General features: G+C 68.6%; 21 protein-coding genes. 7 read left to right on the top strand and 14 right to left on the bottom strand.

Going from position 1 to position 21,497, the window contains the following annotated elements:
* Positions 1-7: 7 nt before the first annotated feature.
* From MJQ72_RS06325 to MJQ72_RS06315, 3 genes are read right to left on the bottom strand one after another with little or no spacing between them, the layout of a single operon-like run.
* Positions 8-4,495, bottom strand: a complete 4,488-nt coding sequence (locus MJQ72_RS06325) for a HAMP domain-containing protein (protein ID WP_240598189.1) — start codon at positions 4,493-4,495, stop codon at positions 8-10.
* A gap of 17 nt (positions 4,496-4,512) precedes the next feature.
* A complete protein-coding gene (locus tag MJQ72_RS06320; RefSeq protein ID WP_396426933.1) occupies positions 4,513-5,592 on the bottom strand; it encodes a PAS domain S-box protein in 1,080 nt (359 codons plus the stop codon).
* Positions 5,593-5,624: 32 nt separating this feature from the next.
* Positions 5,625-6,305, bottom strand: a complete 681-nt coding sequence (locus MJQ72_RS06315) for a response regulator transcription factor (protein ID WP_240598187.1) — start codon at positions 6,303-6,305, stop codon at positions 5,625-5,627.
* 305 nt (positions 6,306-6,610) lie between these two features.
* Between MJQ72_RS06315 and MJQ72_RS06310 the strand changes: the two genes are divergently transcribed.
* The gene (locus tag MJQ72_RS06310; protein ID WP_240598186.1) at positions 6,611-6,868 is read left to right on the top strand and encodes a hypothetical protein; all 258 of its coding nucleotides are present in this window, start codon (positions 6,611-6,613) and stop codon (positions 6,866-6,868) included.
* A 108-nt stretch (positions 6,869-6,976) separates the two neighbouring features.
* On the opposite strand, the gene MJQ72_RS06305 is transcribed toward MJQ72_RS06310, so the two are convergent.
* From MJQ72_RS06305 to MJQ72_RS06275, 7 genes are all read right to left on the bottom strand, one after another.
* Complete coding sequence (locus tag MJQ72_RS06305) at positions 6,977-7,534, bottom strand: PspA-associated protein PspAB (protein WP_240598185.1); 558 nt, start codon at positions 7,532-7,534, stop codon at positions 6,977-6,979.
* Positions 7,535-7,661: 127 nt separating this feature from the next.
* Entirely contained in the window at positions 7,662-8,381 is a 720-nt protein-coding gene (locus MJQ72_RS06300) for a GAF and ANTAR domain-containing protein (RefSeq protein ID WP_240598184.1), read from the bottom strand.
* Positions 8,382-8,498: 117 nt separating this feature from the next.
* Entirely contained in the window at positions 8,499-9,359 is an 861-nt protein-coding gene (locus MJQ72_RS06295; protein ID WP_240598183.1) for a spermidine synthase, read from the bottom strand.
* Positions 9,359-9,730: an adenosylmethionine decarboxylase gene (gene speD / locus MJQ72_RS06290; protein ID WP_240598182.1), complete on the bottom strand. Its 372-nt coding sequence runs from the start codon at positions 9,728-9,730 to the stop codon at positions 9,359-9,361. Before speD ends, MJQ72_RS06295 begins: the two co-directional genes overlap by 1 nt.
* Positions 9,720-10,862, bottom strand: a complete 1,143-nt coding sequence (locus tag MJQ72_RS06285; RefSeq protein WP_240598181.1) for a type III PLP-dependent enzyme — start codon at positions 10,860-10,862, stop codon at positions 9,720-9,722. The genes speD and MJQ72_RS06285 overlap by 11 nt, the downstream gene beginning before the upstream one ends.
* A 45-nt stretch (positions 10,863-10,907) precedes the next feature.
* Positions 10,908-11,096 carry a hypothetical protein gene (locus MJQ72_RS06280; RefSeq protein WP_240598180.1) on the bottom strand — a complete coding sequence of 63 codons (189 nt, stop codon included), beginning with the start codon at positions 11,094-11,096 and terminating at the stop codon, positions 10,908-10,910.
* Positions 11,097-11,234: 138 nt separating this feature from the next.
* Positions 11,235-12,419, bottom strand: a complete 1,185-nt coding sequence (locus tag MJQ72_RS06275) for an MFS transporter (protein ID WP_240598179.1) — start codon at positions 12,417-12,419, stop codon at positions 11,235-11,237.
* 93 nt (positions 12,420-12,512) lie between these two features.
* Here MJQ72_RS06275 and MJQ72_RS06270 point away from each other — a divergent pair, with 93 nt between their 5' ends.
* The 3 genes from MJQ72_RS06270 to MJQ72_RS06260 all read left to right on the top strand — a co-directional run bounded on the left by MJQ72_RS06270 (position 12,513) and on the right by MJQ72_RS06260 (position 16,071).
* On the top strand, positions 12,513-13,016 hold the full coding sequence (locus MJQ72_RS06270) for an Lrp/AsnC family transcriptional regulator (protein WP_037338807.1): 504 nt from the start codon (positions 12,513-12,515) through the stop codon (positions 13,014-13,016).
* Positions 13,017-13,027: 11 nt separating this feature from the next.
* Positions 13,028-13,591, top strand: coding sequence for an alpha/beta hydrolase (locus MJQ72_RS06265; RefSeq protein ID WP_240598178.1), 564 nt, complete (start codon positions 13,028-13,030; stop codon positions 13,589-13,591).
* A 98-nt stretch (positions 13,592-13,689) separates the two neighbouring features.
* Entirely contained in the window at positions 13,690-16,071 is a 2,382-nt protein-coding gene (locus MJQ72_RS06260; RefSeq protein WP_240598177.1) for an excinuclease ABC subunit UvrA, read from the top strand.
* Positions 16,072-16,121: 50 nt separating this feature from the next.
* On the opposite strand, the gene ligD is transcribed toward MJQ72_RS06260, so the two are convergent.
* A complete protein-coding gene (gene ligD, locus MJQ72_RS06255) occupies positions 16,122-17,060 on the bottom strand; it encodes a non-homologous end-joining DNA ligase (RefSeq protein WP_240598176.1) in 939 nt (312 codons plus the stop codon).
* A gap of 52 nt (positions 17,061-17,112) precedes the next feature.
* Between ligD and MJQ72_RS06250 the strand changes: the two genes are divergently transcribed.
* The gene (locus tag MJQ72_RS06250; protein WP_240598175.1) at positions 17,113-17,787 is read left to right on the top strand and encodes a TetR/AcrR family transcriptional regulator; all 675 of its coding nucleotides are present in this window, start codon (positions 17,113-17,115) and stop codon (positions 17,785-17,787) included.
* Here MJQ72_RS06250 and MJQ72_RS06245 read toward each other — a convergent pair.
* Both MJQ72_RS06245 and MJQ72_RS06240 read right to left on the bottom strand, forming a co-directional pair.
* Positions 17,732-18,061: a sporulation protein gene (locus MJQ72_RS06245; protein WP_240598174.1), complete on the bottom strand. Its 330-nt coding sequence runs from the start codon at positions 18,059-18,061 to the stop codon at positions 17,732-17,734. The two genes, MJQ72_RS06250 and MJQ72_RS06245, sit on opposite strands and share 56 nt — an antisense overlap.
* Entirely contained in the window at positions 18,061-18,621 is a 561-nt protein-coding gene (locus tag MJQ72_RS06240) for a TetR/AcrR family transcriptional regulator (RefSeq protein WP_240598173.1), read from the bottom strand. The genes MJQ72_RS06245 and MJQ72_RS06240 overlap by 1 nt, the downstream gene beginning before the upstream one ends.
* An 86-nt stretch (positions 18,622-18,707) precedes the next feature.
* On the opposite strand from MJQ72_RS06240, the gene MJQ72_RS06235 reads away from it, so the two are divergent.
* Positions 18,708-19,853, top strand: a complete 1,146-nt coding sequence (locus MJQ72_RS06235) for an agmatine/peptidylarginine deiminase (protein ID WP_240598172.1) — start codon at positions 18,708-18,710, stop codon at positions 19,851-19,853.
* On the opposite strand, the gene MJQ72_RS06230 is transcribed toward MJQ72_RS06235, so the two are convergent.
* Positions 19,841-20,500, bottom strand: coding sequence for a GntR family transcriptional regulator (locus MJQ72_RS06230; RefSeq protein WP_240598171.1), 660 nt, complete (start codon positions 20,498-20,500; stop codon positions 19,841-19,843). The genes MJQ72_RS06235 and MJQ72_RS06230 overlap by 13 nt on opposite strands.
* Before the next feature lie 103 nt (positions 20,501-20,603).
* On the opposite strand from MJQ72_RS06230, the gene MJQ72_RS06225 reads away from it, so the two are divergent.
* Entirely contained in the window at positions 20,604-21,404 is an 801-nt protein-coding gene (locus MJQ72_RS06225) for a carbon-nitrogen hydrolase family protein (RefSeq protein ID WP_240598170.1), read from the top strand.
* The last annotated feature ends 93 nt before the right edge of the window (positions 21,405-21,497 follow it).

The following is a 21,497-nucleotide window of genomic DNA, read 5'->3' as shown; positions in this document are numbered from 1 at the left end:
CAGGACGTCAGTCCGTGAGCCAGCGTTCCATACAAGCCAGGAGTTCCTCCGCGTCCACGGGTTTGGTGACGTAGTCGCTCGCCCCGGCGGCGAGGCTCTTCTCGCGGTCCCCTTCCATCGCCTTCGCCGTCACGGTGATGATCGGCAGGCCGGCGAACTTCGGCATCTCGCGGATCGCCGCCGTCGTCGCGTGGCCGTCCATCTCCGGCATCATCACGTCCATCAGGATCAGGTCGATACCGTCGTCGGACAGCAGTTCCTCGATGCCCTTGCGGCCGTTCGGCGCGTGCACGACCGAAAGTCCGTGCAGTTCGAGCATTCCCGAGATGGCGTACACGTTGCGGGCGTCGTCGTCGACGAGCAGGACCTTGCGCCCTTGGAGTCTCGCCGGTCCGGCGGGCGGATCGGACCGCTGGTCCGCGGCGGGCACCGCCTCCTCCGGAGACACCTCGGGCTGGCGCATCAGCGGCAGGATGCCTTCGAGTTCGCTGGCCGAGATGTGCAGCATGATCCGCTCCCGCAGCATGTCCAGCGACGGCAGGAGTTCGACGGGATGCACCCTCGCGTGCCCGTGCAGCAAGCGCTCCTGCGCGGCGCTGAGCTTGCGGGTCGCGTACGCCAGCACCGGGACTTCGACGGGATCCGGCCCGTCGACGAGCCGTTTGAGGAACGTCAAGGCACTCGTCCCGGGGATGCTGGTGTCGAGCACGACGCAGCGGTAGCTGTCGCGTTTCAGCTCCTCGAACGCTTCCGCCGGATCCGACACCGCCCGGACCTGGACCGAGCCGTGGCTGTCCGCGATGTCGGCCGCGACACCGCGGGCGAGCAGGGTCAGCAGACTGTTCTGCTCACTCTCCACCACCAGCACCCGTCGTTCCGTGGCGACGTTGTCCACAGTGGACTCTTCGAGGCTCGCGGGCGTGGTGAACCTGGCCACCGGCAGGTAGAGGGTGAACGTGCTGCCGGTCCCCAGGACGCTGTCCGCGCGGATCTCGCCGCCGAGCAGGTACGCGACCTCGCGGCTGATCGACAGGCCGAGCCCGGTGCCACCGTACTTGCGGCTGGTGGTGCCGTCGGCCTGCTGGAAGGCACCGAAGATCGAATCGAGGTTCTCCTCGGCGATCCCGATCCCGGTGTCGGTGACGCTGAAGGCCACCAGGGATTCGTGCGGGAACCCTCCGGACGGCGAAACGATGGTGTCGACCAGTTTGACCCGCAGCTCGACACTGCCGTGTTCGGTGAACTTGACCGCGTTCGACAACAGGTTCCGCAGCACCTGCCGCAGCCGCTGCTCGTCGGTGAACAGCAGCTCCGGCACGTTGGGTTCGACGGTGACCTGGAAGTCGAGCCCCTTCTCGGCGGTCAGCGGACGGAAGGTCGTACCGACGTAGTCGAGCAGCTGGCGCAGCGGGAACGGTTCGTGGTGGATGTCCATCTTGCCCGCCTCGACCTTCGACAGGTCGAGGATGTCGTTGATCAGCTGCAGCAGATCGGTGCCCGCGGACTGGATCACCTTGGCGAACTCGACCTGTTTGGGCGTCAGGTTCTGGGTCGAGTTCTGCGAGAGCACCCCGGCGAGGATCAGCAGGCTGGTCAACGGCGTCCGCAGTTCGTGCGACATGTTGGCCAGGAACTCCGACTTGTACTTCGACGCCAGCGCGAGCTGCTGCGCGCGTTCCTCGATCTCCTGGCGGGCCTGCTCGATTTCGAAGTTCTTCACCTCGATGTCGCGGTTCTGGCGTGCGAGCAGTTCGGCCTTCTCCTCCAGTTCCGCGTTGGACACCTGCAGTTTCGCCTGCTGTGCCTGAAGCTCCTCGGAACGGGCCTGCAGTTCCTCGGCGAGCCGCTGGGATTCCTCCAGCAGGGAGTCGGTCCGCGCGTTGGCGATGATCGTGTTGACGTTGACCCCGATGGTCTCCATCAGCTGTTCGAGGAAATCCTTGCGGACGGCGGTGAATTCGCCGAACGACGCCAGTTCGATGACGCCGAGCACCTGATCCTCGAAGACGATCGGCAGCACGATCAGGGTGACCGGCGGAGCCGAGCCGAGGCTCGACGAGATCTTCACGAACCCCGGCGGCGTCCGGTCGACCACGATCGGTTTCTTGGTCTGCGCGGCCTGCCCGATCAGCGACTGCCCCATCGCGAAATCCGCGGGCGCGTCCGGGTCCTCGCTGTGCCCGTAGCTGGTGATCAGCCGCAGCCGGGTGCCGCTCTCCCCGGATTCGGTGAGGAACAACGTCCCGTGCTGGGCGCCGACCAGCGGGGTCAGCTCGTTCATGATGAGCGTCGCCACCACCCGCAGGTCCCGGTGGCCCTGCATCAGGCCCGAGATCCGGGCCAGGTTGGTGTTGAGCCAGTCCTGTTCCTCGTTCGCCCGCGTGGTTTCGCGCAGCGACTGGACCATCGCGTTGATGTTGTCCTTCAGCTCCGCGACCTCGCCCTGCGCCTCGACGGAGATCGAGCGCGTGAGGTCGCCGGTGGCCACCGCGCTGGTCACCTCGGCGATCGCCCGCACCTGCCGGGTCAGGTTCCCCGCCAGCTCGTTGACGTTCTCCGTGAGCCGCTTCCAGGTGCCCGACACGCCTTCGACCTCGGCCTGTCCGCCGAGCCGCCCTTCGCTGCCGACCTCACGGGCGACGCGCGTGACCTCCGCGGCGAACGCGGAAAGCTGGTCGACCATCGTGTTGATGGTGGTCTTGAGCTCCAGGATCTCGCCCCGCGCGTCGACGTCGATCTTGCGGGAAAGGTCACCCTGCGCGACCGCGGTGGTCACCTGGGCGATGTTGCGGACCTGGCCGGTGAGGTTGTTCGCCATCGAGTTGACGTTGTCGGTGAGGTCCTTCCAGGTCCCGGCGACGTTCGGCACCCTGGCCTGTCCGCCGAGGATGCCTTCGGTGCCGACTTCCCGCGCCACGCGGGTGACCTCGTCCGCGAAGGCCGACAGCGTGTCGACCATCGTGTTGATCGTCTGCGCGAGCGCGGCGACCTCGCCCTTGGCCTCGACGGTGATCTTCTGGGACAGGTCGCCCCTGGCGACCGCCGTCGCCACCTGGGCGATGGAGCGCACCTGGTCGGTCAGGTTGTCGGCCATGACGTTGACCGACTCGGTCAACCCCTTCCAGGTACCCGACACGCCTTTGACATCCGCCTGACCACCCAGCCGCCCCTCCGTACCCACCTCACGGGCCACACGCGTGACCTCGTCGGCGAACGACGACAACTGGCCGACCATCGTGTTGATGGTGTCCTTGAGTTCCAGGATCTCGCCTCGCGCGTCGACACGGATCTTCTGCGAGAGGTCGCCCTTCGCGACCGCGGTGGTGACCTCGGCGATGGACCGCACCTGATCCGTGAGGTTGTCGGCCATGACGTTCACCGACTCGGTCAACCCCTTCCAGGTACCCGACACGCCTTTGACATCCGCCTGACCACCCAGCCGCCCCTCCGTACCCACCTCACGGGCCACACGCGTGACCTCGTCGGCGAACGACGACAGCTGATCCACCATCGTGTTGATCGTGTTCTTCAACTCCAGGATCTCGCCCCGCGCGTCCACCGTGATCTTCTGCGAGAGATCACCCTTCGCCACCGCCGTGGCCACCTGGGCGATGGAGCGCACCTGAGCGGTGAGGTTGCCCGCCATGAAGTTCACCGACGTCGTCAGATCCCGCCACGTCCCCGCCACGCCGGGCACCTGGGCCTGTCCGCCGAGCGCGCCCTCGGTGCCGACCTCGCGGGCCACCCGGGTGACCTCGTCGGCGAACGACGACAACTGATCCACCATCGTGTTGATCGTGTTCTTCAACTCCAGGATCTCGCCCCGCGCGTCGACCGTGATCTTCTGCGACAAGTCACCCTTCGCCACCGCCGTGGTGACCTCGGCGATGGACCGCACCTGATCGGTCAGGTTGCCCGCCATGAAGTTCACCGACGTCGTCAGATCCCGCCACGTCCCCGCCACCCCGGGCACTTCCGCCTGGCCGCCCAGCCGCCCCTCGCTGCCGACCTCGCGCGCGACCCGGGTGACCTCGTCGGCGAACGACGACAGCTGATCCACCATCGTGTTGATCGTGTTCTTCAGCTCGAGCATCTCGCCCTTGACGTCGACGGTGATCTTCTGCGAGAGATCACCCTTCGCCACCGCGGTCGCGACCTCGGCGATGTCACGGACCTGGCCCGTGAGGTTGCCCGCCATCGCGTTCACCGAATCGGTGAGGTCCTTCCAGGTCCCCGAAACCGAGGGCACCGCCGCCTGACCGCCGAGCTTCCCGTCGGTCCCCACCTCGCGCGCGACCCGGGTGACCTCGGAAGTGAACAGCGCCAGCTGGTCGACCATCCCGTTGAAGACGGCCGCCATCTCGTCCATCAGGACGTCGTCCACCTGGGGAAGACGAGTGCTGAAATCACCATCGCGGACGGCTTTCAGGCCCTCCAGCAGCCGCTGCAGGCCCTGGTCGTCGATCGATCCGCGTTTGCTGCCCGGTTCCGGCATCGGAGTGCCTCCTTCGTTCATCCCCGCGCGGGTCCGGGAGGCCCGAGCGGAATCCAGAAGGTCACCGACGTACCTTCGCCCGGCCTGCTGGCAACCCGGAACCAGCCTTGCGCCGCTTCCGCGCGTTCACGCATCGACGCCATTCCGATGTGCTCACCCGACAAGGTCTCGTGCGCGTTGTCGCCGTCCGGTTTCATCCCGTCGCCGTCGTCGGCGACCGTCACCAGCAGGCCGCCGTCCTGTCCCGTCAGCGAGACCACGACGGTTCGGGCGTTCGCGTGCTTTCGCACGTTCACCAACGCCTCCTGAAGAATCCGGAAGGCCGTGACGACGAGGTCGGGCGGCGGTTCGACGGCGAGATCGTGCCGCAGCGTGCAGTCGAGCCCCCAGCCGGCGACGACCTCGTCGAGGTAGTCGCGGACGGAAGCGACCAGGTCCTCGTCGTTGAGCGCCGGCGGGCGCAATTGGGCGACGAGGATCCGCAATCGCCGGATCGCCCCTTGAATCGCTTCGTCGAGTTGCATCAAGGCCGGATCACGCCGTTGTGCGGCGAGCATCTGCAACCGCATGCTCACCGCGATCATCGACTGAATGGAATCGTCGTGAACATCCCACGCGATACGGCGACGTTCGGTTTCCTGTGCCCGGACCAAATGCGCGAAGGCCTGTCGCCGTTCGGTCCTTTCCTCCAGCGTTTTCCGGCGTTCGGTGAGATCACGGGTGACTTTGCCGAAACCGACGAGGCCGCCCTGGTCGTCCCGCAACGCGGTGATCACGGTATTGGCCCAGAACCGTGACCCGCCACGGCGGACGCGCCAGCCTTCGTCCTCGTGGCTGCCCATCTCGGCGGCGATCAGCAGGCCCGCCGTGGGTTTGCCGTCCGCGACGTCGGCTTCGGTGTAGAAAACGGAGAAATGGCGGCCGAGTATCTCCTCCTCGGAGTACCCCTTGATCCGTTCCGCCCCCGGGTTCCAGCTGATCACCCGGCCGTCGACGTCCAGCAGGTAAATGGCATAGTCGACGACGCTGTGCATGAACAACTCGAAGAGCACAGCGCTGCGGTGATCGGGCGTCTGTTCCGATGGCAGCATGGCCATAGTGCAGCTTGGCACTCGGATACGTCTCCCCGCTACGGCCGTTCGAGGAGGCCATTCTTGCGCGCGTGCACCACGGCTTCGAGTTTCGAATGGGTGCCGGTCTTCATCAGGATCCGCTGCACGTGATTCCGCACGGTATTCCGCGCCAGCCGCAGTTCTTCGGCGATCCGGTCGGTCCCGGCGCCCTCGGCGATCAACCCGAGCACCTGCCGCTCCCGCAGGGTCAGCACCGGCCCGATCCGGCCCGAACCGCCGCCCAGCATGGCCAGCGCGCCGCTGAGCAACTCCGGGTCGATGACCATGTCGCCCGCCGCGATGGCCCTGATCGCGGTGATCAGTTCGTCGAGGAGACCGGATTTCAGCAGCAGCCCGGCGCCGCCGACCTCGAGGATCCTGGCGACGATGGCACTGTTCGCGTCGCCGGTCAGCACCAGCACCCTGCTCGACGGCGAGACCGCGCGAAACCCGGCGATGGCCTCGATCCCGTCGCCGTCGGGCAGCCGCCGATCGAGCAGCACGATGTCGGGCAGGTGCTCCTCCGCCGCGATCATCCCGTGCGCCAAGGACTCCACCGACGCCACCAGGTCGATCTCCGGGAACTCCTCGAAGGCCGCACCCATGGCTTCGGCCACCATCTTGTGGTCCTCGACGAGCAGCACCCGGATCGGGGCCGCGGCCGGGGGCATGGGCTGCGGGGAGGTCGGGTTCGCCATGCACCTTCTCCGTCGATCGTGGTCTCGCCGGACCATTGTCCGGCAGATTCCCGGAAATCAATCCGGCCCACGGCCGTATTCACCCGCGTGCGGATTCGCGATCGGCGCCGGATGTGCCGGCGCATTGTCCCACCGCGGACGGCCCGGTCGTCGTTTCGACGCCAACCCGTGACCCGCCGTGCCCGTCCGGCGACGGAGTGGGGTCTTTGTGCCCTCGATGGCACAACCTTCGGCGCTGACCGGAACGGCCCTCGGTACCTCATCGTCGTAGGTGACGGAATTCGCCGGGAAGGGGTGACCGGGACGTGACCACGAGAATCTGCGAGACCCGCCGCCGTCCCGGCACGCACGCCTCCGCCCGCCGGGTACCACTCGCCGCCGAACTCGAACGGCTGCCGAGGGTGGTGGCGAAACCGGAGACCCACGCCTCCCTGCTGGACGACGTCCTGACCGCCATCCGCCATTTCGACGGCGAGGCCCCGCGGCACCGGTTCCCGCGATGGAGCCCACGGGACCGGCGCGTCCAGCGGTTGCGCGGCTGGCTCAGCGGCGTCCCCGGCTGACCCGCCACCCCCGTGCCCAAGGCCGTAACTCGCGTGCTTGAAGGCGGAACTCGAGTGTTACGGCTTCAAGCACGCGAATGACGCCTTCAGGCACGCGAGTTACGCCTTTCATACCGGGCGCCACCGGCCGATGTCGGACTCCATCGGCACGATCCGGGTCAGCGACGAGCGGATCTTCAGCTCCATCGCCCGGTCCCGGCCTCGGGTCCCGCGAGGCGCGTACGGGTAGAAAGTGCCGCGTTCCCGGCGGTAGACCATCGTCAGCCTCGGGTGGCGCAGGTCCCGCAACTCGGCGAAGTCGACCGTCGTGTGCAGCAGCCACGACCCGAACCCGGCCTGCGCCAGCCTCTCGTTGACGTCGACGAGATCGTCGAGCAGCCAGCCGAGGTCCCCGTTCTCCCGCCAGCAGCGGACGATCGTCCGCCCTTGTGCGTCGTGGGTGACCAGGTTGCGGCGAGCGGAATCCCCGGCGAGACCCGCGATGATCTCCGCCTCCGTCTCCGCGGCGGGGCGTCCCTCCGCGACGAAGCAGACCGTCCCCGCACCGGTCGGCGCGAGCGCGTGACCGGACCGCAGCGTCAGCACCGCCGACCTCAAGTCCAGCAACGGAAGCAGGCTCGGCCGCACCGACCGGCCCTTCCCGAGCAAGGTTCCCAACAATGCCATGACTCCACCGCACCTTTCTCCTGGGTGAAGCCTTTCCGATCAGGTCCTCGCGCCCTAGGGCCGCACGGTCGCGTGTCGCCGGGGACAAGTCACCGGTTCCGGTGACCAACGGCCCTTTCGACCGTGGTCACCGGCTCCGAGGCCGAAGGAGCTTCCGGGTGTCCAGCGTGCCTTCGACGACGCCGCGCGCGACGTCCGACAGCTTCTTGTTCGAGCTGCGGGCGAAGGAGCGCATGCGGTGGAAGGCGGTGCCGAGGTCGACGCCGGCGCGCTCGGCGAGCATGCCCTTCGCCTGCTCGATGACGACCCGGCTGTCGAGCGCTTTCTGCAGCTGCTCCGAGAGCGTCCGGTAGTGACGCAGTTCCCGCTGCTGCAGCAGACACAGCGTCGCGACGTCGGCCAGCGCGCGACCCAGCCGCCGGTCTTCGACGCTCAGGGCCGCGGTTTCGGCACTGAGGAAGGCGATCGAACCGACGGTTTCCTCCATCGTGCGCAACGGCAGCGCGGAAACCGCGGCGTAGCCCCTACCCGCCATCCTGGCGACGTAACCCGGCCAGCGCGAAACCTCGGCGGAAAGGTCGTGTACGGCGATGTCCTTCCCGGTTTCGAAGGATTCGAGCGCGGGCCCGTCCTCCGCCACCGCGGGATGGCGTTCGAGCTCCACGCCCGGCAGGAAGACTTCGGTGGAATCGATCGGCAGAAGGCGGGCGCATGCGCTGGACAGGGTGTCCACGACCCGATCCGGCCCCAGGTCTTCCGTGACACTCGCGGTCAAACTCGCGAAGGCGGCACAGACCGCGGGTTCCCTGTTCGCTCCTGCGGCGATCCCCGCGTCCCGGCTGCCCACCCGAGCGATTCTGGCCCGCACGGCGAAACCCGGCAACGACCAGATGGAGGATCCTGTGACCGATCGCCACGCACAGCGACGACCGTTGATCTCGGCGGGGTAACGGTTACGGGCTTCTCAGTGGTTCCGCAAGGAAAACGGCGGCACCGTGTTCGCCCTCAGCGCGTCTTCGTCCATAGTGGACTCCCCGATCCCCGCCTTGCCGATCTTTTCCGTGACGAAAGCGCCGGGATCGGCGAGCGCGTCGGCCCTGCCGGTCAGGAAGGCCCACTCGTGCTCGTCCGAACCGTAGTAGAGCACGGTCCCGAACGACTCGGTGAACCGGCGCCACGCCGTGATCAGCGTCTGGTTGCGCCACAGCGTCGGGCAGCCGGCCTGGCAGCCGACCACTCCCCCGTCGGTGAGCAGCGCCGTGCACCGGGCAAGGAAATCGGTTCCGTACAACCGGTTGTGCTGCGCCGCCGGATCGTCGTTCTCGTCCGGCAGGTCGATCACGACCACGTCGTAGGAATCGCCGCGTTCCCGGGCTTCGGCGAGGAACTCCCAGCCGTCGCGGTAGTGGACACGGACCTTCCCCTCGCCGCGTTCGGCGCGGGCGAGATCGTCGAGGGTGTACCCGTAGGGAAGGTGCTCGGCGCAGGCCCGCACCGCTTCGGCGTCGATGTCGACGTGGTCGACCACCTCCGCCCCCGCCGCGACGGCGAGCTCGGAGGCGACGCCTTCGCTGGACCCGATGATCAGCACCCGCTCGACGCGTTCGGCGAGCAGCAGTGTCGGGACCATCAGCGCCTCGTGGTAGACGAGCTGGCTCAGCTCGGTGCTCTGCCGCTCGTCGTCGCAGAAGAGCGAGATGCCCTGCGCGGTCCGTCCGATGAGGACGTTCTGGAACGCGGTGCGGCCCTCGAACAGGACCTCCTCGACGTCCCAGTTCCGGGTGAGCCCCGCGCCCATCGGCTCGACGATCACTCGCTGCGCCATCAGTTCTCTCCTCGTTCCACAGTGGACATCCGGACGGTGCCCGCGCCCAGCATCTTCGCCAGCAGCGCGACCGCGCGCTCCGGATCCGCGCGGTCCCCGCAGGTGAACACGTCCACGAACACCGAGCCGATCTCCGGATAGGTGTGCACCGAAGCGTGCGATTCGGCCAGCAGCGCGAGCACCGTGACCCCTTGCGGGGCGAAGGAATGCGACACGACTTCGCAGACCGTCGCCCCCGCCTCGGTCACCGCTTCGGCGAGGGTCTTCTTGAGGAGGAGGGCGTCGTCGAGCAACGACGGCTCGATCCCCTCGAACTCCGCGAGTACGTGGCGGCCGGCGAACCGGCCGACGAGTGGTTCTTCACCCGGCATCGGCGAACCTCCCCACACAATAGGTGCGCAACGGCTCGATTCCGTTGAAAGCGACGGAAGAATAGCTGGCGGTGTACGCCCCGGTGCCCGGGATGTCCAGCCGGTCGCCCGCCTTCAACGACCTCGGCAGCGCGCACGGCGTCCGCTGGTACAACACGTCGTCACCATCGCAGGTCGGCCCCGCGAGGACCACCGGTCCTTCCGGTCCCTTAACGCCGACGGGCTCCAGCCGATACGCGACGGCTTCGTTCTCGCACTCCGCCATTCCGTTGTACCTGCCGACGTCGAGGTAGACCCAGCGGCGTTCGTCGGCGGCGGCGCGAGTGGTCACCAGTACGACTTCGGTCCTGATGAGCCCGGCGTCGGCGACGATCACCCGGCCGGGCTCCAGCAACAGCTCCGGCTCGGGCAGATGCTCGCCGAGGGCGGCGTGGATCGCCGCCGCGTAATCCGTCAGCGACGGCACCGGTTCCCGGTGCTCGGTGGCGAACCCGCCGCCGATGTTGAGCCGCTCCAGTACGACCCCCGCCTCGGCGGCGACCTTGGCCGCGGTCGCGATCCCGATCTCCCAGGCCGCCGGATCCGGCTGCTGCGAGCCGACGTGGAACGCGATTCCCGGACGCAGCCCGACTTCCACGGCCTGACGGAGCAGGACCGCGGCCACCGCCGGTTCGCAGCCGAACTTGTGCCCGAACGGCGTGACCGAGTCCGGGCCGCCGGTCAGCAGGCGGACCGAGACCAGCGAACCGGGCGCGTGCTCGGCCAGATTCGCCAGATCACCGGCGGAATCCGTGGTGTATTCACGGACTCCGCGCGCGTAGGCGAAGGCGATGTCCGCCGGTTTCTTGATCGTGTTGCCGTAGGCCAGTTCCGCCGCCCGCGCGCCCCGGGACAGGCACAGCTCGATCTCCGCCGTACCGGCCACGTCGAATCCCGCGCCGGTCGACGCCACCGCGTCGAGTACCTCGGGAGCCGGATTCGCCTTGACCGCGTAGCGGATCACCGCGCCCGGGAAAGCCGCCGAGACCGCGGCCGCGCGTTCCGCGACAAGGTCGGTGTCGACGACCAGGCACGGTGTCGGCGGCTCGCGGTCCGCCAGGAAGGCACGGATCCGGTTCAGGCTTTCGGTCACACGCCCCAGGGTGTCAAAGGCCGATCACGGGCCCGGAACCCGGGGTCACGCCCGGGTGTCCCCCGAGGCCTGCTCCGGCAGTTCCACGCCGTGTTCGGCGGCCAGTCGCTCCAGATTGGCCAGATCGGCGCCGACGGCCGAGGCCCGGTCCTCGTCAGAGGCCTGCTTGGCGATCTGAACGTCCTCCCTCGCCTGCCGTACCCGGTCCCGCAGATTCACCGCGAACTCGCTCATCGTGCACCCCCGATCTCCCGCACCTTGTCTGCTTTCACCCTAGGACCCTCCGAATCGGTCACCCACGTGATCTGCGTCATCACGGGTTCGTTCGCGTCGGAGTGAAGCAGTATGACGGCTGCGCCCGGGTTTCGCAGATCAGCGGAGCCCGGCTTTTTCACCGGGCTCCCGCACGAGGTTCCGGCGGCCGAGTACGGCGAGCGGGACGAGGGCGCACAGACCACCCGCGACGCCGACCAGAACGTAGCCACCCAGGCCGAACAGCTGCCCGGCGAGCAGGCTCGCCGCGGCCGAGGTCCCCCAGACGAAGGCGTCGACCGTGCCTTGTGCCCTCGTCCGCTGGGCGGCCGGGAGGTCGCGGCTGAGCATGCTGCTGCCGCCGACGAACACCAGGTTCCACCCGTAGCCCAGCAGGAACAGCGCGATCGGGATGCCCACGTGATGCGAATCGGGGGCGCCGATCACGGTGACCGCCGCGACGGTGATCGTCCCGATCCCGCCGAAGATGGTCGCGCGGCCGCCCCAGCGGTCGGCGATCCAGCCGGACAACGGTGCCAGCGCGAACATCCCGACCAGATGGGCGCTCAGCACCCAGCCGACCACGTCGAGACCTTGACCGTGCTCGTGCAGCTGGACCGGGGTCATCGTCATCACCGCCACCATCGCCAGCTGCGCGCAGACCATCGCCACGAGCGGCCCGAGGATCACCGGGTTCCGCACGGACATCCGCTCCCGCTTGGGCACGCCCTCTTCCGGGGCGGCGAGGCCACGCGGCAGGGTGGCGACGGCGGCCACGGCGATGGCCACGACGATCGCCCCCGCCGCGATCGGACCGGACAGGGCGGGGAGCTCGGCGGCTTCCGCCCTCGCGGCGGCCGGCGCGATCAGCGCGGGCCCGGCGACCGCGCCGACGGTCCCCGCCCAGACCATTGTGGACAGTGCGAAACCCTTGCGGTGCTCGGGAGACAGATCGGCCGCGGTGTAGCGGGAGAGCTGCGCCCCGCTGTTGCCGAAGCCGATCAGGGGCATCCCCGCGACCAGCGCGAGCACGGATCCGCCGAGCACACCGGCGAACGAGATCAGCGCGCCCGTCACCGCCGCCCCGTACATCAGCACCAGGACGAACCGCCTGCCGTAGCGCGCGGCCAGCGCGCCCGACGACAGCGAACCCAGGGCTGACCCGAGTACCAGCACGGCGCTCGGCAACCCGCTCCAGGCCGCGCCGGCGTGCTCGACCATGATCAACGCGGCCGTGGTGGACAGGCCGACGACCGCGGTACTGAGACAGGCGACGCCCATGAAGAGCGCGAACATCGGTTTCATGATTCAAACCTAGGGATTCCGGGCGCCGCGGCGAATAGGCTGTCGAAGGCCTCGCGGGGGTGCGGGGCGCATCATGGAAGGAATCCGGGCGCGATGACCTTACGATCGGAAAGGGCGCTGGACGACCTCGACTGGCGGCTCCTCGAAACGCTCCAGGCCGACGGGCGGCTCTCGTTCAAGGAGCTGGGCCGCCGCGTGAACCTCTCCGCGCCCGCCGTCGCCGAACGCGTCCGGCGGCTTGAGGAGGCGGGCGTCATCACCGGGTATCGCGCCCAGGTCGACGCGCACCGTGCCGGGTACGGCCTGCAGGCGTTCGTCGAAATGCGCTGCTCGCTCGGCAGCTGCCTGCTGCGCACCAGCAAGTCGGAGGACTACCCCGAGGTGGTCGAACTGCACCGGCTCAGCGGCGATCGGTGCACCATGCTGAAGGTGCGGGCCGTATCGCTCGAACACCTCGAAGGCCTCTTCGAACGGCTGGGCAAACACGGCGAGATCAGGTCGTCGGTGGTGCTGTCGACCCAGTACGAGGGCAGGCCCGTCGGGCCGCCGGTCGAGGACTATCTGAAGGCGACCAAGAGCGAGGGCTGGAGCGTCTGAATACTGGGGCCATGGCATTGCTCTTCGCCGACGGCTGGTTCGGTCCCGAGCCGGCGGACTGGCAGTCGGAATGGCTCGACCGGTATCCGGGTTCGCGACGGTTCGTCCAGGACGACTGGGACGCGCCCGTCCGCGAGGACTGGGTGACCAGGCTGGACGAGGCGCTCGCGGAAGCGGCGGCCCCTCCGGTGCTGGTGGCGCACAGTCTCGGCTGCCTGACCGTGCTGCACTGGCTCGCGGCCGGGGGCGACCGGCCGGTGCGCGGCGCCCTGTTCGTCACCCCTCCTGACGTCGAGGAGAACCCTGAGCCCGCGCTGGCCGGGTTCGCCCCGATCCCCCGCCTCCGGCTCCCCTTCCCCGCCGTCGTGGCCGCGAGCGCGAACGACCGCTGGATGACGCCGGCCCGCGCCCGGTACTTCGCCGGGGTCTGGGGTGCCGGATTCGCCGACATCGGTTTCGTCGGGCACCTCACCGGAGCGCACGGCCCGTGGCCCGAAGGCGAGAAGCTCATCGCTCCCCTGCTCGGCGGAGACGGATCAGGAATCGAGAAGCGCGAGTCCCCCGAACTCACCTAGCGTGACCATCGTCAAGGACGAACTGCTCGAACCTGGTTAGATCGAGCCCGGTGCGGCTGACGGAACGTACACGCGGCCCCCATGAGGATGGAGAAACGATGCGCAAGACCACCCGGCCGCAGCCCGAGGGACACCCCGCCGACAGCCACGACCTGATCCGTGTCCTGGGCGCGAACGAGAACAACCTCAAGAACGTCGCGGTCGAGCTGCCGAAGCGACGCCTGACGGTGTTCACCGGCGTCTCCGGCTCGGGCAAGAGCTCCTTGGTCTTCGACACGATCGCGGCCGAGTCGCAGCGGCTGATCAACGAGACGTACAGCACGTTCGTGCAGGGCTTCATGCCGACGCTGGCCCGGCCCGAGGTCGACGTGCTCGACGGCCTGACCACCGCGATCATCGTCGACCAGCAGCGGATGGGTTCCGACCCCCGCTCCACGGTCGGCACCGCCACCGACGCGTACGCGATGCTGCGCATCCTCTTCAGCCGCATCGGCAAGCCGCACATCGGTTCGCCTCAGGCGTTCTCGTTCAACGTCGCCTCGATCTCCGGCGCGGGCGCCGTGACCGTCGAGAAGGGCGGCCGGACCACCAAGGAGCGCCGCGAGTTCAGCATCACCGGCGGCATGTGCGCCCGGTGCGAAGGCCGGGGCAAGGTCAACGACATCGACCTCACCGCGCTGTACGACGACACCAAATCCCTCAACGAGGGCGCGCTGACGATCCCCGGTTTCTCCATGGACGGCTGGTACGGCCGCATCCTGCGCGGCTGCGGCTTCTTCGACCCCGACAAGCCGATCAAGAAGTACACCAAGCGGCAGCTGGACGATCTGCTCTACAAGGAGCCGGTCAAACTCAAGATCGAGGGCATCAACCTGACCTACTCGGGACTGATCCCCACGATCCAGAAGTCGTTCCTGTCCAAGGACCGCGAGGCGATGCAGCCGCATATCCGCACGTTCGTGGACCGGGCGGTCACCTTCGCGGTCTGCCCGGAATGCGACGGGAGCAGGCTCAGCGAACTCGCGCGGTCTTCGAAGATCAAGCGGATCAACATCGCCGACGCCTGCCGGATGCAGATCAGCGACCTCGCCGACTGGGTCCGCGGGCTCAAGGAGCCGTCGGTGGCGCCGCTGCTGGAGAAGCTCCAGCACACGCTCGACTCCTTCGTCGACATCGGACTCGGCTACCTCTCCCTCGACCGGCCGTCCGGCACGCTTTCGGGTGGCGAGGCGCAGCGTACGAAGATGATCCGGCACCTCGGGTCTTCGCTCACCGACGTCACCTACGTGTTCGACGAGCCCACCATCGGGCTGCACCCGCACGACATCCAGCGCATGAACAACCTGCTCCTGCAGCTGCGCGACAAGGGCAACACCGTGCTGGTCGTCGAACACAAGCCGGAGACCATCGCCATCGCCGACCACGTCGTCGACCTCGGCCCCGGCGCGGGGACCGCGGGCGGGACGATCTGCTTCGAGGGCACCGTCGAGGGCCTGCGCGCCAGCGACACCATCACCGGCAGGCACCTCGACGACCGGGCGTCGCTCAAGGACAGCGTCCGCGAACCCACCGGCAAACTGGAGATCCGCGGCGCGGACCGGCACAACCTCCGGAACGTGGACGTCGACGTCCCGCTCGGCGTGCTGTGCGTCGTCACCGGTGTCGCGGGCTCCGGCAAGAGCTCCCTGCTCCACGGATCGATCCCGGCCGACGAGGGTGTGGTCTCGGTCGACCAGACCCCCATCCGCGGCTCGCGGCGGAGCAACCCCGCCACCTACACCGGTCTGCTCGAACCGATCCGCAAGGCGTTCGCCAAGGCCAACGGCGTGAAGCCGGCGCTGTTCAGCGCGAACTCCGAGGGCGCCTGCCCGACCTGCAACGGCGCGGGTGTCATCTACACCGACCTCGGCATCATGGCGGGCACCGCGACCACCTGCGAGGAATGCGAAGGCAAGCGATTCCAGGCTTCGGTGCTGGAGTACACCTTCGGCGGCAAGAACATCAGCGAGGCACTGGAGATGCCGGTGTCCGAGGCCGTGAAGTTCTTCGGTGAGGGCGAAGGGCGCATCCCCGCCGCGCACGCGATCCTCAGCAGGCTCGACGACGTCGGGCTCGGCTACCTCAGCCTCGGCCAGCCGCTCACCACCCTTTCCGGCGGCGAGCGGCAGCGGCTGAAGCTCGCGACGCACATGGGCGACAAGGGCGGCGTCTACCTCCTCGACGAGCCGACCACCGGTCTGCACCTCGCCGACGTCGAGAACCTGCTCGGCCTGCTGGACCGGCTCGTCGACGCGGGCAAGTCGGTGATCGTGATCGAGCACCACCAAGCGGTCATGGCGCACGCCGACTGGATCATCGACCTCGGCCCGGGCGCGGGACACGACGGCGGCAAGATCGTCTTCGAGGGCACGCCGTCCGACCTCGTCGCGAGCGCCTCGACGCTCACCGGTGAGCACCTGGCGGCCTACGTCGGCAAGTGAGGCTCTGGCTCCCTGCCCGCATTTAGTCCTCTGAATGCGGGCAGGGGGCGTCACTCGCCTTCGGCGTCGAGGCCGTCGCGATCGGCCCATTCGAGCAGGGTGTCCAGCGAGTACGCCGTGTCGTCGATGTCCGCGTGCAGGTCGCCGAGTTCGGCGAAGCGCGCGGGCACGGTGGCGATCGTGAAGTCGCGCGGATCGACGTCGTCGACCTCGTCCCAGCGGATCGGGGTCGAGACGACGGCTTCGGGCACGCCGCGGACCGAGTAGGCGCTCGCGATGGTGTGGTCGCGGGCGTTCTGGTTGTAGTCCACGAACAGCTTCGACGGGTCGCGATCCTTGCGCCACCAGGTCGTGGTGACCTCGGCGGGCATCCGCCGCTCCACCTCGTGCGCGAAGGCGAGCGCCGCGCGGCGCACCTCCTGGAAACCCCACCGCGGTTCGATCCGGACGTAGACGTGCATGCCGTGCCCGCCGGAGGTCTTCGGGAAGCCGGCGATGCCGAGTTCGTCCAAGATCTCGCGGACGGTCCCGGCGACCTTCCGCACCGTCGAGAACGGGCAGTCGGGCATCGGGTCGAGGTCGATCCGCCACTCGTCGGGGCGTTCGGTGTCGGCGCGGCGGGAGTTCCACGGATGGAACTCGACGGTCGACATCTGCACCGCCCAGATCACGTCGGCGGGATGGGTGACGCACAGTTCGTAGGCGTGCCTGCCGGAGGGGAAGTCGACGCGGACGGTCTGCAGCCAGTCCGGGGCGCCGTTCGGGACCCGCTTCTGGTGGACCTTGTCCCCCGAGACCCCGGACGGGAACCGGTGCAGCATGCACGGCCGTTCCCGCAGTGCCCGCACGATCCCGTCGCCGACCGCGAGGTAGTACTCGACGAGGTCCAGCTTCGTCTCACCCCGCGCCGGGAAGTAGACGCGATCCGGGTTCGAGACGCGCACCGTCCGGTCGCCGACCTCGATCTCCACCGCCGAGCTTTTCGCCATACAGGGAAGCTAACCCGAAAGCACCGATCCGCGCTCTGCCACGATGATCGGCATGGCACCACGGACCCGCGCGGAGGCACTGTCCCGTGAGCGCATCGTCGAGGCCGCCGTCGCGCTGCTCGACGCGGACGGCGAACGCGGGCTCACCTTCCGGACGTTGACCGAACGCCTCTCCACCGGCCCCGGAGCGATCTATTGGCATGTGCCGAACAAGGGCGCCCTGCTCGATGCCGCCACCGCGTTCGTCATCTCCACCGCGCTGACCGTCGAGCCCGCGGGCTCGCCCCAGGACGAGATCCGGGCCATCGGGCTGAGTCTGTTCGAGGCGATCGAGCGCCACCCGTGGCTCGGCCAGCAGCTCGCCCTTCAGCTTTCCCGCAGCCCTCGGGGTTCGGTGACCCCGCGGATCTTCGAAAGCGTCGGGCAGCGGGTCAGCGCGCTGGGCGTCCCCGAAGCCACCTGGTTCACGGCGACCTCGGCGCTGGTGCACTACATCTTCGGCGCGGCAGGCCAGAACGCGGCGAACTCCCGCGTGCTCGGGCCCGGGGTCGACCGCGCCGAATTCCTCCGCGCCGCCGCCGACGCCTGGGAAGAACTCGACCCCGAAGAGTTCCCCTTCCTCCGGGCCGTCGCCGCCGAGGCCCGCGATCACGACGACCGGGAGCAGTTCCTCACCGGGATCGAGCTGATCCTCGTCGGGATGACCGGTGGATCGCGGCGACCATGATCGCGAACACCGCACCGAGGAAGGTCACGTCCACCGCCGGCACCCAGCGCACGTCACCGCCCTTGACCACGTAGGCACCGACCGGCCGCGCGGCGAGGAGGAAACCGCCGCCCTCGCCTTCCTTGCCCTGCTCGCTGCCGTGCCCGCCGCCTCCACCGCCGATGACGCTCGCGGCCGGGATGATCACGACACCGTCCTTCTCCACCGGTTCGCCGTAGACGCGCCGGACGGTGAGGTTGTCCCGCATGACACCGACGATCTTCTCGAGTCCCATCAGGTCCCCGCCCTGTCCAGTTCCAGCGCGATCGCGCCCCGCAGGAGCTCCCGCGCCCGGTCCAAGTCCATCGAACCAGAAAGCCACCGCTCGCTGAGTCCTTCGACGAGGCTGGTGAGCCGTTCGGCGGCGTCCTCGGCCCCGGCGCCCTCGACGCGCCGGATCACCTCGGCGACCTCGTCCACCCAGATCCGGGTCGACTGCGCCAGCGGTTCGCGCAGTTCCGGAGTGAACACGGCACTGGCTCGCAGCTCTCCCCAGGCGGTGCTGTTCTCCCGCACGGCCTGCGTGTCCTGAAGCTCCCCGAACAGCAGGAGTTCCAGCTCGGCACGGGGATCCGCCGCCTCGGCCGCGGCCTCTTCGGTGTAAGCCGCGGCGCGATCGCTGACGAATTCCAGTGTCTTCTCGAGCAGCCCGGCGCGGTTGGTGAAGTGGTAGTAGATCAGCGACGTCGAGATGCCTGCCTCGGCCGCGATCTTCTCGACCCGCAGGCCCCGCACCCCGCTGCGCGCGATCACTCGCACGGCCGCTTCCAAGATCTTCTGCTGGCGTTCGGACACGGGTGATCACCCTAGCGGTCTCGTCCTGACTGAATTTTCAGTCAGGATGCTATCGTGTCCTCGCCGGCCCGACCAAGGAGTGCGGAGTGTTCGATTCGTCCCTTCCCCGTCGCACGGTCCTGCGTGCGCTGACAGCGGCCGTCGCCGTCGGGAGCGCGGGATGCTCGGCGAACCCGGCCGCGCCTGCCCCGAAGCCGGGTTCGCCCGCACCCGCCGCGGCGGCTCGCCGGATGGGCGCCGAATGGGAGAGCCACGCGCGCACCTATCTGTCGTGGCCGGCGTCGAGGTCCATCTGGGCGGAGGACCTGCCCGCGGTCCGCGAGGAGATCGCCGGTCTGGCCAAGGCGATCGCCGACTACGAACCGGTAGCGCTCCTCGCCCGGCCCGAGCACGCCGACGCCGCTCAGCAGGCTTGCGGCGACACCGTCGAGGTCGTCCCGATCCCGGTCGACGACCTGTGGGCCCGCGACACCGTCCCGGTGTTCGTCGAGGAGGCGGGCAAGGTCGCGGGGGTCGACTTCAACTTCAACGGCTGGGGGAACAAACAGAAGCCGCACGACAAGGACAACGCCGTCGCGAGGTCCGTGCTGGGCAAATACGGCCTGGCCCGCACCGAAACCTGGATCACCGCCGAGGGCGGCTCGTTCGAGACCGACGGCGCCGGCACGGTGATGGTCACCGAAAGCTCACTCGTCAACGACAACCGCAACAAGGGCAGGAGCCGCCAGGAGATCGAAGACGAACTGAAGAAGCTGCTCGGCGTCCGGAAGGTCATCTGGTTCGCGGGCGTACGCGGCGAGGACATCACCGACGCCCACGTCGACTGCCTGGCCCGGTTCACCGCACCCGGCGTCGTCCTCCTGGACAGGGCGGCGCCCGGAACCCCGCCCGATTCCTGGTCCCGCGCGGCCGATCAGGCGAGGTCGGTGCTCGCGAGCGCCACCGACGCCGACGGCGAACCCTTCAAGGTGATCGACCTCGTCCAGCCGGATCCGGACAAGGTCGAGGGTTACGGCGAAGACAGCGTGATCTCGTACGCCAACTTCTACGTGGCGAACAAGTCGGTCTTCGTGCCGAGGTTCGGTGACACCGAAGCGGACGAGCGCGCCCAGCAGGTCTTGCGCGAACAGTTCCCCGGCCGCGAGATCGTGCCGGTGAAGATCCCGGCCATCGCCTCGGGCGGCGGCGGGATCCACTGCTCGACGCACGACCAGCCGGGTCAGCCTTCCTGAGGCAGCACCGACATCACTTCGGACACCGGGCGCAAATGCTCCTCCAGCAGCCGCGACGCCTCTTTCGCGTCGTGGTCGTTCAGGGCGGCGACCAGTGCCCGGTGCTCCTCGTTGATCACGGTCAGCCGTTCCGGCCGGGCCTCCAGCGCGCGGACCGTGACCCGCTGTTGCCGCGAACGAAGGGTGTCGTACAGCTCGGTCAGGACGGTGTTGCCCGCCGCGTTCACGATGGCGCGATGGAAGCGGCGGTCGAATCCCGAAACGGCGAACCAGTCGCGTTCGGCGCCGGCGCTCGCCATCGCCTCGATGAGTTCCGGCAGTTCGGCAGGCGCGCCCGCCCGGTTCGCGCACAGCGTCGCGATGGCGTGCCCTTCGATCAGCCGCCTGCTCTGGTAGACCTCTTCCAGCTCCCTGGCGGTGACCGTGCGCACCTGGGCGCCCTTGCGCGGCAATAGGCTGATGAACCGCTCCGCGGCCAGCCGGTGGAACGCCTCGCGCACCGGTGTCCGGGACACCCCAACGACACCGGAGACCCACATCTCGTCGAGGAAGCGGCCGCCTTCCAGCTCGCCCGAGATGATTCCGTCGCGCAGCCACGTGTAGACCCGCTCGCGCGCCGGGCCGCCCCCTTCGGCGGTCACAGTCATCTCGTTCCCCCTCTATGCCGTCACTTTCCGCGACTGAGCCTACACCTGGACCAGCCAAGTATCCATCATGTATACAAGAGTTCCACTTATTGGAAGGGGTCCCATGGTGCACGTCGCGGTGGCGCAGTTCGCGCCCGGCAACGACAAAGAGGCCAACCTCGCCCGCGTCGCCGCCCTCGCCGGCGAAGCGGCCGACCGCGGTGCGCGGGTGGTCGTGCTGCCCGAGTACTCGTTGTTCACCGTACCGACGATGAGCCGGGAATTCGTGACCTCGGCCGAAGAACTCGACGGCCGGTTCGTCACCGAGCTGCGCGGGCTGGCGAAGGACCGGCAGATCACCGTCGTCGCGGGCATCAACGAAGCGCTCCCCGGCGGCGAGCGGATCTCGAACACCCTCGTCGCGGCCGGTCCCGATGGCGCCATCGCCGCGCTCTACCGCAAGCTGCACCTGTACGACGCCTTCGGTTTCCGCGAGTCGGAGCTGGTCCGGCCCGGCGACATCGAAGCGCCGGAGACGTTCGAGGTCGACGGGATCACCTTCGGTCTCCAGACCTGCTACGACCTCAGGTTCCCGGAGGTCACCCGCCGCCTGGTCGACGCGGGTGCCGACGCGGTACTGCTGCCCGCGGAGTGGATGCCCGGTCCGCTCAAGGAGGACCACTGGACCACCCTGGTCCGGGCCAGGGCGATCGAGAACACGATCTACCTCGTCGCGGCCGGGCAGGCCGCGCCCGCCGGTTCGGGGCACAGCATGATCGTCGACCCGATGGGCGTGGTCGTCGCCTCGCTCGGGGAGCGCACGGGGACGGCGACCGGCGAGGTCTCCGCCGAGCGGATCTCCGAGGTGCGTGCGAAGAACCCGGCGCTGGAACTGCGCCGGTTCGCCGTCACCCCGAAGTCCTGAGTATCTTCTGACCCGGAGGTCCGTTCGTGAAGACACGCCCTCGGGCGTGGTGACGCGGCTTCCGTACGCCTGGGTGCCGGGTGGCCGCCCGGC

The organism is Amycolatopsis sp. EV170708-02-1 (genome assembly GCF_022479115.1).
GTDB lineage: Bacteria > Actinomycetota > Actinomycetes > Mycobacteriales > Pseudonocardiaceae > Amycolatopsis.
Note: the sequence above shows the minus strand (reverse complement) of the source record. Positions and strands in the feature narration are given on the sequence as shown.